The organism is Bradyrhizobium shewense (genome assembly GCF_900094605.1).
In the GTDB taxonomy this organism is placed as follows: domain Bacteria; phylum Pseudomonadota; class Alphaproteobacteria; order Rhizobiales; family Xanthobacteraceae; genus Bradyrhizobium; species Bradyrhizobium shewense.
On sequence record NZ_FMAI01000015.1, the window covers coordinates 18,754 to 32,832 of the forward strand.

General features: G+C 65.5%; 14 protein-coding genes. 10 read left to right on the forward strand and 4 right to left on the reverse strand.

Going from position 1 to position 14,079, the window contains the following annotated elements; genetic code table 11:
* The first annotated feature begins 2 nt into the window (after positions 1-2).
* On the forward strand, positions 3-770 hold the full coding sequence (surE, locus tag GA0061098_RS25950) for a 5'/3'-nucleotidase SurE (protein ID WP_104461594.1): 768 nt from the start codon (positions 3-5) through the stop codon (positions 768-770).
* A gap of 100 nt (positions 771-870) precedes the next feature.
* Here the strand turns inward: surE and GA0061098_RS25955 are convergent, their stop codons facing one another.
* Positions 871-1,242, reverse strand: coding sequence for a response regulator (locus GA0061098_RS25955; RefSeq protein WP_008547195.1), 372 nt, complete (start codon positions 1,240-1,242; stop codon positions 871-873).
* A gap of 228 nt (positions 1,243-1,470) precedes the next feature.
* Here GA0061098_RS25955 and GA0061098_RS25960 point away from each other — a divergent pair, with 228 nt between their 5' ends.
* Together GA0061098_RS25960 and GA0061098_RS25965 are read left to right on the forward strand one after the other, a co-directional pair.
* On the forward strand, positions 1,471-2,121 hold the full coding sequence (locus tag GA0061098_RS25960) for a protein-L-isoaspartate(D-aspartate) O-methyltransferase (protein WP_091963247.1): 651 nt from the start codon (positions 1,471-1,473) through the stop codon (positions 2,119-2,121).
* 109 nt (positions 2,122-2,230) lie between these two features.
* Entirely contained in the window at positions 2,231-3,631 is a 1,401-nt protein-coding gene (locus GA0061098_RS25965) for a LysM peptidoglycan-binding domain-containing M23 family metallopeptidase (protein WP_091963250.1), read from the forward strand.
* A 172-nt stretch (positions 3,632-3,803) separates the two neighbouring features.
* On the opposite strand, the gene GA0061098_RS25970 is transcribed toward GA0061098_RS25965, so the two are convergent.
* Entirely contained in the window at positions 3,804-4,796 is a 993-nt protein-coding gene (locus tag GA0061098_RS25970) for an ATP-binding protein (protein WP_091963253.1), read from the reverse strand.
* Positions 4,797-4,978: 182 nt separating this feature from the next.
* On the opposite strand from GA0061098_RS25970, the gene yajC reads away from it, so the two are divergent.
* From yajC to GA0061098_RS26000, 6 genes are read left to right on the forward strand one after another with little or no spacing between them, the layout of a single operon-like run.
* On the forward strand, positions 4,979-5,353 hold the full coding sequence (gene yajC / locus GA0061098_RS25975) for a preprotein translocase subunit YajC (protein WP_014495068.1): 375 nt from the start codon (positions 4,979-4,981) through the stop codon (positions 5,351-5,353).
* Positions 5,354-5,400: 47 nt separating this feature from the next.
* Positions 5,401-7,005, forward strand: coding sequence for a protein translocase subunit SecD (secD, locus tag GA0061098_RS25980; protein WP_091963256.1), 1,605 nt, complete (start codon positions 5,401-5,403; stop codon positions 7,003-7,005).
* A 10-nt stretch (positions 7,006-7,015) separates the two neighbouring features.
* The gene (gene secF / locus GA0061098_RS25985; protein WP_091963258.1) at positions 7,016-8,035 is read left to right on the forward strand and encodes a protein translocase subunit SecF; all 1,020 of its coding nucleotides are present in this window, start codon (positions 7,016-7,018) and stop codon (positions 8,033-8,035) included.
* A 60-nt stretch (positions 8,036-8,095) separates the two neighbouring features.
* Positions 8,096-8,479: an Mth938-like domain-containing protein gene (locus GA0061098_RS25990; RefSeq protein ID WP_091963261.1), complete on the forward strand. Its 384-nt coding sequence runs from the start codon at positions 8,096-8,098 to the stop codon at positions 8,477-8,479.
* A gap of 7 nt (positions 8,480-8,486) precedes the next feature.
* Positions 8,487-9,350, forward strand: coding sequence for a phytoene/squalene synthase family protein (locus GA0061098_RS25995; protein ID WP_091963263.1), 864 nt, complete (start codon positions 8,487-8,489; stop codon positions 9,348-9,350).
* A gap of 45 nt (positions 9,351-9,395) precedes the next feature.
* Positions 9,396-10,640, forward strand: coding sequence for a threonine ammonia-lyase (locus GA0061098_RS26000; RefSeq protein WP_091963266.1), 1,245 nt, complete (start codon positions 9,396-9,398; stop codon positions 10,638-10,640).
* A 31-nt stretch (positions 10,641-10,671) separates the two neighbouring features.
* Here GA0061098_RS26000 and GA0061098_RS26005 read toward each other — a convergent pair whose 3' ends face one another.
* Positions 10,672-12,222 carry a winged helix-turn-helix domain-containing protein gene (locus GA0061098_RS26005; RefSeq protein ID WP_091963268.1) on the reverse strand — a complete coding sequence of 517 codons (1,551 nt, stop codon included), beginning with the start codon at positions 12,220-12,222 and terminating at the stop codon, positions 10,672-10,674.
* Positions 12,223-12,348: 126 nt separating this feature from the next.
* On the opposite strand from GA0061098_RS26005, the gene GA0061098_RS26010 reads away from it, so the two are divergent.
* Positions 12,349-12,810, forward strand: coding sequence for a cupin domain-containing protein (locus GA0061098_RS26010; RefSeq protein WP_091963686.1), 462 nt, complete (start codon positions 12,349-12,351; stop codon positions 12,808-12,810).
* Between the two features lie 61 nt (positions 12,811-12,871).
* Here GA0061098_RS26010 and GA0061098_RS26015 read toward each other — a convergent pair whose 3' ends face one another.
* A complete protein-coding gene (locus tag GA0061098_RS26015; RefSeq protein WP_091963271.1) occupies positions 12,872-14,050 on the reverse strand; it encodes an aminotransferase class V-fold PLP-dependent enzyme in 1,179 nt (392 codons plus the stop codon).
* Positions 14,051-14,079: the final 29 nt, after the last annotated feature.

Genomic DNA, 14,079 nt, shown 5'->3' on the forward strand with positions numbered 1-14,079 from the left:
GCATGCGCATTCTCTGCACCAATGACGACGGCATTCATGCCCCCGGCCTCAAGGTCGTGGAGGAGATCGCGCGCGCATTGTCCGACGACGTCTGGGTGGTGGCGCCCGAGCTCGACCAGTCCGGCGTGTCGCATTCGCTGTCGCTGAACGATCCCTTGCGCCTGCGCGAAGTCGGCCCGCGGCACTTTGCCGTGCGCGGCACGCCGACCGACTGCGTCATCATGGGCGCGCGCCATATCCTCGGTGCCAAGCTGCCCGACGTCGTGCTGTCCGGGGTCAACAAGGGCCGCAACGTCGCCGAGGACGTGGTCTATTCCGGCACCATCGCCGGCGCGCTGGAAGGCACCATCCTGGGGTTGCCGTCATTCGCGCTGTCGCAGGAGTTCAGCGTCGAGACCCGCGAGCGCCCGCCATGGGACACCGCACGCAAATTCGGGCCCGACATCCTGCGCAAGGTGATTGCCGCGGGCATTCCGAAGGACACCGTCATCAACGTCAACTTCCCGTCCTGCGCGCCCGAGGATGTGCTGGGCATCCGCGTCACGCGCCAGGGCAAGCGCAATCTCGGTTTCCTCAGAATCGACGAGCGCCAGGACGGCCGCGGCAATCCCTATTTCTGGATCGGCTTCGAGCGCGCCGCGATGATGGACACGCCGGCAGACGGCACCGATCTGGCGGCGCTTCGCGAGCGCTACGTCTCGGTCACGCCGCTCAGGCTCGACCGCACCAACGAAGCGTTTTCGGAAGAGCTCAGCGCGACGCTGAGTTAAGCGCCTGTAGCCCGGATGGAGCGAAGCGAAATCCGGGGCCGTATCGCTCGTGACGAGATTCCCGGATTGCGCTTCGCTCCATCCGGGCTACGGAAATATCCTAGCCGCCGCGAAGTGCGGCTTCGATGGTCTTGCCGAGTGCGTCGAGCTGGAACGGCTTCTGGAGCGCCGGCCGGTCGCGGTACTGCTCGGGTAGGCCGGAGGAGCCGTAGCCGGTGGCGAAGATGAACGGGCAGCCTTTCGCCTTGATCACGTCGGCGACCGGCGAGATGACCTTGCCGTTGACGTTGACGTCGAGAATGGCGATGTCGAACTCGGTCGCCTGGGCGAGCCGCATGGCCTCGGTGATGTCGCCGGCCTCAGCTGCGACCTTGTAGCCGAGCTCTTCGAGCATGTCCGCGACCATCATCCTGATCATCACCTCGTCCTCGACGAGGAATACAGAGCGGCCGGAAAGCCCTGTCGCGGTCATAGTTGAGTCCCTTGCCCATCGCCAAAAACGTTCGCAGATAACACGAATTGACGCAATGCGCGTTTCGACGAACGGATACCTGAAAATGGTCATCGCGGCTCGCCCGTGGCAAGCCAATTTGTGGTCAAATGCTCCAGGCGAAGGTTATCATGGGTTCCTGAGCAGGAACACGATTCCTGCGCCCGGGATTAACGTCCACCGGCCCCGGCAAGACAGCACAAGCAGGCAATGACCCCCGATCAGCATCCGCCGGAAAAAATGATGTTTCAGCTCACGCTGAGGCGTCGGGGCATCAGCGATCAGGCGGTGCTGCGAACCATGGAGGAGGTGCCGCGCGAGCTTTTCGTCGACGAGGCCGATCGCGACGGCGCCTATCGTGACAGCGCGCTGCCGATCGCCTGCGGGCAGACCATCAGCCAGCCCTTCGTCGTGGCCTACATGACCGAGCAGCTCCAGCTTCAGAAGCGGCACCGCGTGCTCGAGATCGGGGCAGGTTCCGGCTATCAGGCCGCTGTGCTGTCGCGGCTCGCCGGCCAGGTCCTGACCGTCGAACGCTATCGCAAGCTTGCCGATACGGCACGCGCCCGGCTCGAAAAGCTCAACTGTCACAATGTGGAGGTGATGCTCGGCGACGGGCTCAATCTGCCGCCCAATATCGGCCCGTTCGACCGCATCATCGTCACCGCCGCAGTGGAGCAGCTTCCGGACAATTTGGTCGAGCGGCTCGAGGTCGGCGGAATCCTGATCGCGCCGGTCGGCCCGCATCAGGGCGTGCAGACGCTGGTCCGCCTGACCCGCACCAAAGCCGGGATCGAGCGCAAGGAACTCGTCGAGGTCCGCTTCGTGCCGGCACTGCCCGGGGTGGCGCGGGAGCTGTAGATTTCCGGATCGGCTGCGCGGCCAACATCTTATTGGGAGGGTTAAGCCGTTATTTACTCGGCGCGTGTTTACTTAAAACACCAGTTCTGTTGCGTACGAGTGAGTAACCATGTCCGTCGTCGCCGAGTTGCTTTACTCGCGCCGCGTACCGCAGGTCGCGGTGCTGGCGCTGATCTCCTTCAGCTTCGCAGGGTGCAGCGCCGACATGTCGTCGCGGCTGTCCCAGTCGAACTTCTCCAACCCCTTCTCTTCTGAGCAGACCGGTTCGGTGCAGCAGGCCCCGCCGCCGCAGCAGCGCGAGCTGCCGCAATATTCGCGGCCGCAGACACAGCCGGGCTATTATCAGTCGCAGCCCTTGCCGCCGCCGGCGGTGTCCGCACCGCAATCCTATCCCGTCACAGGTGGTGGTGGCGTGTCCGGAGGCGGGCGCGGCGTCAGCTCCTACGCGCCCCCGGCGCAGCCGCATCTTGAAACCACGGCCACCGTGCCGCCACGCTCCGTTGCCGCGGCTCAGCCGGCCGGAGGCACCAAGATCATCGTCGGCACCAGCGATACGCTCGACGTGCTCGCCAAGCGTTATCGTGTCACGCCGCAGGCGATCCTCGCTGCCAATGGCTACAAGGGGCCGCGTTCGCTCTCGCCCGGCCAGCAGCTGATCATCCCGCATCCGGCCACCGCCGCTGCACCCGCGCCCGCGTTGGCTCCTATCGCAGCAGCTCCCGCGATGGCGCCTGCAGCCAAGCCGGTTGCGGCCATTGCTGCGCCGCCGAGCACCCACTTCGTCAACCACGGCGACACGCTCGCCAGCATCGCCCGCAAGAACCATATTTCGTCGGCTGAGCTCGCCCGTGCCAACGGCCTCGATCCGTCGGCCAAGCTCAAGCTCGGCACCAAGCTGACCGTGCCCGGTGCCAAGACCGCTGCCCTCGCGGCGCCGGTTGCGGCGGCTCCCGTCGGGGCTGCTCCGGTTGTCGGGACGCTCCAGCCGGTTGCTGCCGCTCCGGCACCCGCCACCAAGATGGCGGCTGTCGCTGCGCCGATGCAGAGCGCTCGCCTGGCCCAGGCCACAGCCAATGTCGAAGAGAAGCCCGCCGAGGCTCCGGCGAAGGCTGCCGAGACCACCAGTGCGCTGCCGACCTTCCGCTGGCCGGTGCGCGGCAAGGTGGTCACGACCTACGGCGCCAAGACCAACGGCAAGTCCAATGACGGCATCAATCTCGCGGTGCCCGAGGGGACGCCGGTCAAGGCGGCCGAAGACGGCGTCGTCGCCTATTCCGGCAATGAGCTGAAAGGTTACGGCAATCTGGTCCTGGTTCGGCACTCCAACGGCTACGTCACCGCATATGCCCATGCGAGTGAGCTGATGGTGAAGCGCGGCGATACCATCAAGCGCGGTCAGGTCATTGCCAAGTCGGGTCAATCCGGGGAGGTGGCGTCGCCGCAGCTCCACTTCGAGATCCGCAAGGGATCGAGCCCGGTTGACCCGCTTCAATTCCTGAACGGGGCGTGAGGCGAGGGCCCGCTGAGTAGGGCCAAGCCATCACTACGAGCACACTGTCGTCGCCCGGCTTGACCGGGCGATCCAGTATTCCAGGGGCAGTCATTGTTGAGCGGGTAAGCCGCGGCGTACTGGATTCCCCGCTTTCGCGGGGAATGACAGTTCGGGCTGAGCTAGAGTTGCCTTACTTCGCCGTCAGCTTCACGCCGAGCCGTCCCGCCAGCTCCTGCACGAATTGCCAGGCGACGCGGCCCGAGCGGGAGCCGCGGGTGGTCGACCATTCCAGCGCCTCGCGCTCCAGTGCCTCATCGTCGACCTCAATGCCGAAATGGCTGCAATAGCCGCGCACCATGGCGAGGTATTCGTCCTGGCTGCAGCGGTGGAAGCCGAGCCAGAGGCCGAAGCGATCCGACAGTGACACCTTCTCCTCGACGGCTTCGCCGGGATTGATCGCGGTCGAGCGCTCGTTCTCGATCATGTCGCGCGCGAGCAGATGGCGGCGGTTCGAGGTGGCGTAGAGAATGACATTCTCGGGCCGGCCCTCGATGCCGCCCTCGAGCACGGCCTTCAGCGATTTGTAGGACGCGTCATTGCCGTCGAAGGAGAGGTCGTCGATGAACACGATGAAGTGGAAGCTGGCGTCCCGGAGCTTCTCCATCAGCATCGGCAGCGTTTCGATGTCCTCGCGGTGGATCTCGATCAGCTTCACCCTGTCCGCCGGCTTGCGCTCCGCATTGATGCTGGCGTGCGCTGCCTTGACCAGCGACGATTTGCCCATGCCGCGCGCGCCCCAGAGCAGCGCGTTGTTGGCGGGCAGGCCATTGGCGAAGCGCTCGGTGTTCTCCATCAGGATGTCGCGCATCCGGTCGACGCCCTTCAGCAGGAACAGCTCGACGCGGCTGACCCGCGGCACTGCGGCGAGGCGGCCGTCGGGGTGCCAGACATAGGCATCGGCCTGCTTGAACGACTCGCGTTCGAGGGCCGGCTTGCCCTGGGCGGACAGGTGCGCCGCAATGGTCTCCAGCGCGCGGACCATGCGCTCCTGGGAGAGGTCTGGGGCCGCCTTGAGGGCTGCCTTGACGGCTCCCTTGGGGCGTTTTGCCGCGACGGGGGCAGACTTGCGGGCAGGGGTGCGGGGGCCTTTGCCGGCCGGGCTTTTGCTAAGGTTTTTGGGCATGTCCGAAGTTCCTGAGAACGCAGCCTTATCGGGCCTGACGGCGCACCGCAAGGTGGGTCAAAAGGGCAGTCTGGCAGCGTTGCAATTGGGGCAATGGCCGCTATAGTCCGCGCGAATTTGACCGAGCCGGTCGCCTTTGAGGGCCTGACCGGCTTTCCCCCGTTCTCACGAGGATCGTCCGAATGCTGATTACCCCTGCGTATGCCCAGGCCGCAGGCGCCGGCGACACCAACAGCATGTTGATGTCGCTGCTGCCGTTCGCCCTGATCTTCGTGATCATGTACTTCCTGATTCTGCGTCCGCAGCAGAAGAAGGTCCGTGACCACGCCGACCTCGTGAAGAATATCCGCCGCGGCGACACCGTCGTGACCTCGGGCGGCCTCGTCGGCAAGGTCACCAAGGTCGTCGACGACGACCAGATCGAGTTCGAGATTTCCGACGGCGTGCGCGTGCGGCAGATGCGCCAGATGATCTCGGGCGTGCGCGCCAAGGGCGAGCCGGCGAAGGAATCCAAGGATAGCAAGGAAGCCGCCAAGGACGACGCCGCCTCGAAGTGAGCGCGTCCGCGAGCATCTCAAGTCTCCTGATCTGACAGGTCCAGTCAATGTTGTATTTCACGCGGTGGAAGGCGCTCGGGATCATCCTGACGGCGCTGATCGTGTGCCTCTGCGCGGTCCCGAACTTCTTCCCCGAGGCCCAGGTCAAGACTTGGCCCGCTTGGGCACAGCGCCGGCTCGTGCTCGGCCTCGACCTCCAGGGCGGCTCCTACCTGCTGCTCGAGGTCGATTCCAACTACGTGAAGAAGGAACGGCTCGACCAGGTCCGCGACGACGTTCGACGCACGCTACGCGATGCCAAGATCGGCTTCACCGGCGGCGTGACCGTGCGCAACGACGCGGTCGAGGTTCGCATCACCAAGGAAACTGACGCTCAGGCTGCGCTCGCCAAGCTGCGTGAACTGTCTCAGCCGCTGGGCGGCCTGATGGGATCCAGCGGTCAGCGCGACCTCGAGGTGACTGATGCCGGCGGCGGGGTGATCCGCCTGAGCGTCCCGCAGGCCGCAATGCTCGATCGCCTGCGCAAGACCATCGAGCAGTCGATCCAGATCGTCGAACGCCGCGTCAACGAGCTCGGCACCGTCGAGCCCGTGATCCAGCGCCAGGGCAATGACCGCATCCTGGTGCAGGTCCCCGGCCTTCAGGACCCGACCCGCCTGAAGGAGCTGCTGGGCAAGACCGCGAAGATGGAATTCCGCATGGTCGACACCTCCGTGCCGCCGGATCAGGCGCAAGCGGGCAGGTTGCCGCCGGAATCCGAGCTCCTGATGAGCGCATCGCCACCGCCCACGCCCTATGTGGTCAAGAAGCAGGTGCTGGTCGCCGGTGGCGATCTGACCGACGCCCAGGCGAGCTTCGACCAGCGCACGGGCGAGCCGGTCGTCAGCTTCAAGTTCAACACTTCCGGTGCGCGCAAATTCTCGCAGGCCACGCAGGAGAACGTGGGGCTGCCGTTCGCGATCGTTCTGGACAACAAGGTGATCTCGGCGCCCGTCATCCGCGAGCCCATCACCGGCGGCCAGGGCCAGATCTCCGGCAGCTTTACCGTGCAATCGGCCAACGATCTGGCGATCCTGCTGCGCGCCGGCGCGCTGCCGGCGCCGCTCACCGTGGTCGAGGAGCGCACCGTCGGTCCGGGCCTCGGCCAGGACTCGATCGAGAAGGGCGAACTCGCGGCTTACGTCGGCTCGATCCTCGTCATCATCTTCATGCTGCTGACCTACAGGCTGTTCGGGGTGTTCGCGAACATCGCGGTGGCCATCAACGTCGCCATGATCTTCGGCCTGTTGTCGCTGCTCAACGCCACGCTGACGCTGCCCGGCATCGCCGGCATCGTGCTCACCGTCGGCATCGCCGTGGACTCCAACGTGCTGATTTACGAGCGCATCCGCGAGGAGCTGCGCGGCGGCCGCAACGCGATCTCGGCGATCGATGCCGGCTTCAAGCGGGCGCTCGCGACCATCCTCGATTCCAACATCACAACCTTCATTGCCGCCGCGGTGCTGTTCTACATCGGCACCGGCCCGGTGCGCGGCTTCGCCGTGACGCTCGGCATCGGCATCATCACCACGGTGTTCACCGCCTTCACGCTGACGCGGCTGATCGTCGCCTGGTGGGTGCGGTGGAAGCGGCCGCAGAGCGTGCCGATCTAGGAGCCTGATCGTGACTCACACCGTTCTCATCGGGCTCGGCGTCCTCATTGCCGTCCTCACCGTGGTTGCCGCGCTCGGCCTACTGCCGTCGCTGCGTATCGTCCCTGACGAAACGCATTTCGATTTCACGCGCTTCCGCCGCATCAGCTTCCCGATCTCGGCGGCGCTGTCGATCGTCGCGATCACGTTGTTCTTCACCCATGGCCTGAATTTCGGCATCGACTTCCGCGGCGGCACGCTGCTGGAGGTCAGGGCGAAGTCGGGCGCCGCCGACATCGCCGCGATGCGCACGACGCTGGATGGATTGCGTCTCGGCGAAGTGCAGTTGCAGCAGTTCGGCGATGCCGCGAACGTCCTGATCCGCGTCGCAGAGCAGCCGGGCGGCGATGCCGCGCAGCAGGAGGCGGTGCAGAAGGTTCGTTCCGCGCTCGGCGATTCCGTCGAGTATCGCCGCGTCGAAGTGGTCGGCCCGCGCGTCTCCGGCGAGCTGCTGGCGTTCGGCATGCTCGGCCTGATGCTCGCGATCGTCTCGATCCTGATCTATCTCTGGTTCCGGTTCGAATGGCAGTTCGCGCTTGGCGCCATGATCGCCAACGTGCACGACATCGTGCTTACGATCGGCTTCATGTCGATCAGCCAGGTCGATTTCGACCTGACCAGCATCGCCGCGCTGCTGACCATTCTGGGCTATTCGCTCAACGACACCGTCGTCATCTACGACCGCATCCGTGAAATGCTGCGCCGCTACAAGAAGATGCCGATGCCGCAGTTGCTCAACGAGTCCATCAACTCGACGCTGTCGCGCTCGATCATCACCCACTTCACGGTGACGCTGGCGCTGCTGGCGCTGCTCCTGTTCGGCGGTCATGCCATCCACAGCTTCACCGCGGTGATGATGTTCGGCGTGGTGCTGGTCGGCACCTACACCTCAATCTTCATCGCGGCGCCGATCCTGATCTATCTCGGCGTCGGCGAGCATCGCGAGGATGCGCCCGATACTGCTACGCCGGCGAAGAAAAGCAAGGCATGATCCGAACCGCATGCCCTCGCAGGCGTTTGCGAGGGCAGTAAGCCCATTCGGACGAAGCTCATGGCCGGCGATCCCAACGCACCGCATTTCCCGCGCTCGGCGCCGATCGAGGCCTATGGCAAGGGCGGCTTCGCCTTTGCCGGCATGTCGCATCGGGGCTCGCTGCTGTGCCTGCCCGACGCGATCTGGGCCTGGGACGTGACGGATCCCCAGAAGATCGACCGCTATTCGCTGGACCGGGTCTTCACGGCCGCCAACAGCATCGACACGCTCCTGATCGGCACCGGAACCGGGGTCTGGCTGCCGCCGCCGGCGCTGCGGCAGGCGCTCAAGGCGGTGAGGGTGGTGCTGGATACGATGCAGACCGGTCCTGCGGTGCGCACCTACAACATCATGATCGGCGAACGGCGGCGGGTTGCCGCTGCGCTGATCGCGGTGTCATGAACAGCACATGAGCAGCGCCGCGCCGCCGCCCGATTCCGTCACTTTCTGCGCCGATCTCGTGCGCAGCCATGACTTTCCGCGCTATGCCGCGACGCTGTTCGCGCCCGCCGTAGAGCGCCGCGCGCTGCTGGCGCTCTATGCCTTCAATGTCGAGATCGTCCGCGTCCGCGATCAGGTGAGCCAGCCCTTGCCCGGCGAAATCCGCTTTCAATGGTGGACCGATCTGTTTTCCGGCCTGGTGCACGGCAGCGCCGAGGGCAATCCGGTGGCGGCGGAGCTGCTGCGCGCGATCCGGGACTTCGACCTGCCGGTCGAACCGCTGTCGCTGCTCGTCGACGAGCACCAATTCGACCTCTACAATGATCCGATGCCGACCATGGCGGCGCTGGAAGGCTATCTGGCCGCGACCTCATCGGCGCTGTTCGCTCTGGCGGCGCAGATTCTGGCGCCGCCCTCGGAAGCCACCGAGCATCTCGCCCGTCATGCCGGGCTGGCGCAGGGCATCGTCCAGGTCATTGCAAACCTGCCGCGCGATGCCGCCCACCGGCAATTGTTCCTGCCGCAGCAGCTGCTAGCGAGCCACGGTTGCAACATGGAGGATGTGTTCGCCGGCAAGGAGATGCCGAATTTGCGTGCCGTGCTGGAGCAGCTCGCGGGCGAAGCGAGGCAGCATCTGGCTACGGCCCTGTCGTTGCTGGCGGAGGTGCCGGCAGCGGCTCGGGCAGCATTTTTGCCGCTTGGACTTGTGCGGGCCGACCTCAAGCTGCTGTCGCAACCGGGGCGCAATCCGTTCAAGCCGCAGCAATCGTCCCGACTGCGCACGCTGTGGGCGCTGTGGCGGGCTTCGCGGTCGCGTGAGTTTACCAAATAGCGGCCGGCTTATCGCCTGAGCCGGCCAAATGGCCTATGCTGTCCTATGGCTGACTTGTCCCCAATCTCGCCCTTTGATCTCAGCGGTCTGCCGGTCGCCCCAAGCGACATTGCTGCCGCAGCCGAGACGATCAGGGGCGCCGTCGTCGAGACGCCCTGCAGCTACAGCCGCACGCTGAGCAGCATCTGCGGCTGCGAGATCTGGCTCAAATTCGAGAACCTTCAGTTCACCTCCTCGTTCAAGGAGCGGGGCGCGCTCAACCGCCTCACCGCGCTGACGCCGGAGGAGCGCGCGCGGGGCGTGATCGCGATGTCGGCCGGAAACCACGCGCAGGGCGTGGCCTATCACGCCAAACGGCTCGGCATCCCCGCCACCATCGTCATGCCGGTGGGCACGCCCATGGTGAAGGTCGAGAACACCAGGCATCATGGCGCTGAAGTGGTCGTCACGGGCGCGACGCTGGAGGAGGCGGCCGCGTTCGCGCGAAGCCACGGCGAAGCCAGAAGCATGATCTTCGTCCACCCCTACGACGATCCGCTGGTGATCGCGGGGCAGGGCACAGTCGGGCTGGAGATGATGAGGGCCGTGCCGGAGCTCGACACGCTGGTCGTGCCGATCGGCGGCGGCGGCCTGATCAGCGGTATCGGCATCGCGGCGAAATCGATCAAGCCTTCGCTGCGAATCCTCGGCGTCGAGGCCTGGCTCTATCCCTCGATGTACAACGCTATCCATGACGGCAATCTGCCGGCGCGGGGCGACACGCTGGCCGAAGGCATCGCGGTGAAATCGCCCGGCAAGATCACCACCGAAATCGTCCGCCGCCTCGTCGACGACATCGCGCTCGTGAACGAGGCCGAGCTCGAGCGAGCGGTCGCAACCCTGATCTCGATCGAGAAGACAGTCGTCGAGGGCGCCGGCGCCGCCGGCCTTGCCGCGCTGATGTCCGATCCGACCCGCTTTGCCGGCCAGAAGGTCGGCCTCGTACTGAGCGGCGGCAATATCGACACGCGACTGATCGCATCCGTCCTCACCCGCGAGCTGGCGCGCGAGGGGCGGTTGACCCAGCTCTCGCTCGACATTCCTGACAGACCCGGGCAATTGGCCGCCGTCGCGGCCCTCCTGGCCGAAGCCGGCGCCAACATCATCGAGGTCTCGCACCAGCGGACCTTCTCCGACCTGCCGGCCAAGGCCACGCTCCTGCAACTCGTCATCGAGACCCGCGACAGCGCCCATCTCGACGAGGTGATGGCAAAGCTCAGCGCATCCGGACTAAGCGCGCGCTGCACATAGGGCACGTTGAGACGCCAGGCCGGGCTGGGCGCTACTCCGGAAGGCCTGCGACGCGGAGGGCATCTCCGAGCGAGGAAGCGAGCGCTGGCGCGCAGTTGACGCCCTGAAATTGACGGCCATAGCGGAACGTCGGGTGCAGCTCCAGCACCCGCGTGGCCGCCGCCTTCGCCTCCCGCAATCGTCCAAGCTTTGCCAGCGCCGCGGCCAATTGCACATGGGTAATGCTGTGGAGAGGATTGGCCTGAACCGAGCGGTAAGCGGCGCGGCACGCCTCCTCATATCGGCCGCGATGGAAGTGCCCCATCGCCTGCGCGTCGAATGCGGCGAAAGCCCAGGGATCGAACGGACTGAGCCGCAGGCCTTGTTCGCTCCATTCGATAGCCCGGTCGGCCTCTCCGCCCCAGCCGAGCATGACGCTGCCGAGGATGTAGGTCAGCGCCGATGATGGGCTGATGGCGAGCGCGGCCTCGAACGCGATGAAGGCTGCGGAGCGATCGTGCCCGTCCATGCCAATCGAAAAGCCCGCGAGCGTGAGAGCAGGCGCATCATCCTGGCCGTGAGCGATGGCCGAGCGAGCGTGGCGGATCGAGGCCTCGCGATTGGTCTCCTGCAAACCGGCTCTAAGAAACAGGCAGTGATGGCACATCGCCGCATTGCCGTGCGCAAGCGCATACGCAGGCTCGAGCGCGATCGCACGTTCGAGCAGCACGAGCGCCTGGGTGACCTGGGCCGGCATGCCGGAATCGACGTCCGGCTGGGCGCGCAGGACGAGATCATAGGCATCCAGGCTGTCCGGCCGCTTGCGCCTGACCCTGTTGATTTCGGCGCGCCGCAGGCTGGGCGCGATCGCACCGACGGTCGACGATGCGATGTCGTCCTGGAGGGCGAAGACGTCTTCGGACCGGCGGTCAAATCGCTCGGCCCAGACGTGCATGCCAGTCGACGCATCGATCAACTGGCCGGTGATGCGGACCAGCGTGCCGGTCTTGCGGACACTGCCTTCCAGCACGTAGCGTACGCCAAGTTCGCGGCCGACCTGCTTCACGTCCACCGCGCGGCCCTTGTAGGCGAATGTGGAATTCCGCGCGATCACGAACAGCCAGTTGATGCGCGAGAGGCCGGTGATGATGTCGTCGACCATCCCGTCGGCAAAATAGTCCTGCGCCGCATCGCCGCTCAAGTTCGTGAAAGGCAACACTGCGATCGACGGCCTGTCGGGCAATGACAGCAACGGCGCTTGCGGTGTTCGTGCGGGACCCGGATCGGACTTCGTCACGGTCGGACCGACATAGCGATAGCCGCGGCGCGGCAGCGTTTCGATCCAACGCGCCTCGCCGGAGATGTCGGCCAGCGTGCGCCGCACCGCCGCGATCTGGACGGTCAGATTGCTGTCCTCGATGGCCTGGGCGGGCCAGGCCGCCTCGATCAAGGCATCCTTTGAAACCGGCACACCAGCCTGCCGGACGAGGAGCGCCAGGAGCAGCACTGCGCGCTGGCCGAGAGCGGTCGGCTCAGCACCGTGGAACAGGATCCCCGCATCGCCATCGAGCCGAAAGGGACCAAATTCAAGGATCGTGGCCATCGCCGAAGAAGGCCACATTTCGCAGGTTTTTTGCAACGTTTTCCGAACGGCTTCGCGACTTTCCGGCTGGACGGGACCACCATCGCGCGAGCCGTGAGGAACGCTGCAACAGCGATGGAGGTGTACATGACCGCGAAACACGTCATCCGCAGGCTCGGCGAGACCGAGGGGGTCACGCTGCGCGGCCAACCAATGGCCTTCCTGGTGACGGGCGAGGACACTGGGCATACGAGCATGTTCGACTGGACAATTCCGGCAGGATTCGCCACCGGCCGGCACGTTCATCGTGTTCAGGAAGAGACCTTCTACGTGCTCGAAGGCGAGTGTGAATGGTTCGTCGGGGATGAGATTGTCCGGGCAACCCCAGGGACCTTCCTCTTCATTCCTCCCGGTGTTCCCCACAACATCACCAACGCGAGCGAGAAGCCCGCGCGCGTGCTCATGACCGTATCCCCGCCGGGACACGAGCATTACTTCGAGGAGCTGGCGAAGCTGACGGCAAGTGGTCCCCCGGATGCGAAAGCCATCAGCGAGCTACGCGCCCGCTTCGATACCGACCAACTCTCGGCGCTGACGACAAGAGCTTGAAGCCCAGACGGCGCGACGGTGGACCGACTTCAAGGTCGGCCCGGCCGCGTCGGCCTTTTTGCTACCGTGCCGCCAGATCCGCCAGATGAGCGATCAACCGATCGATCTCGGCTTCCGTGTTGTAATAATGCGGCGATGCCCGCACGACATGCGGCAAGGAGCGAAGTTCGGCATCGATACGCGTGCTCGATGGATCTGAAGCGCCGATCGTGATGCCTGCTGCAGCGGCACTGGCGACAACGGCGTCCGCTTCATGCCCGTCCAGCGTGAAGCTGACGATGGCGCCCGGCGCGCGTCCGAGGTCGCGAGTGGTGATGCCGGGAAGGGCCGCGAGACCGCTGCGAAGACGGCCGGCAAGCATGCGGCAGCGTAGTTCGATCGGAGCGATGCCGATCTCCAGGGCGTAGTCGACGGCGGCGCCGAGGCCCAGCCGGGCCGCGTAATTGTTCTCCCACGTCTCGAAGCGGCGTGCATCGTCGCGAAGCCGATATTCATCGCGCGAGACCCAGGGCGCGGCGAAGTGATCGATCATCGGCGGCTCGAGCCGTTGCAGCATCGCGCGGCGAACGTAGAGAAATCCGGTACCGCGCGGGCCGCGCAGGAATTTGCGACCCGTGGCCGACAGCATGTCGCAGCCGATGGCTTCGACGTCGACGGCCATCTGGCCGACCACTTGGCAAGCGTCGAGCAGATAGGGAATATTGTGCGCCCGTGCGATCTCGCCGATCGCCGCTGCCGGATTGACCAGCCCGCCATTGGTCGGAACCCAGGTAATCGCGATCAGCTTCACCCGCTCGTCGATCATGCGGTCGAGCGCTTCGACATCGAGCTCGCCACTGGCATCGCTCGGCACCACGTCGATGGTCGCGCCTGTACGCTTGGCGACCTGAAGAAAGGCGACATAGTTCGCCGCGTATTCCGCCTCGGCAGTCAGGATCCGGTCGCCCTTGCGAAACGGAAGCGCGTAGAACGCCATCTGCCAGGCGACCGTCGCGTTCTCCACGAGCGCGATCTCGTCGGGCGCGGCATTCAGCAGACGCGCCACCGAGCCGTAGACCGCTTCGAGCCGGTCGGTCTCGCGATCCGCGGCCGCATAGCCTCCGATCTCGCTTTCCAGATCGATATGTTCCTTCATCGCCGCGACAACCGGCGCCGGCATCAGCGCGGCGCCAGCGTTGTGGAGATAGGCGAGCCGGCTAGTGGCTGGCGTCTCGGCACGAATTTGGTCGAGGTCGATCACTCACGCCCTCCGCTTCTTGCGATCTCGTG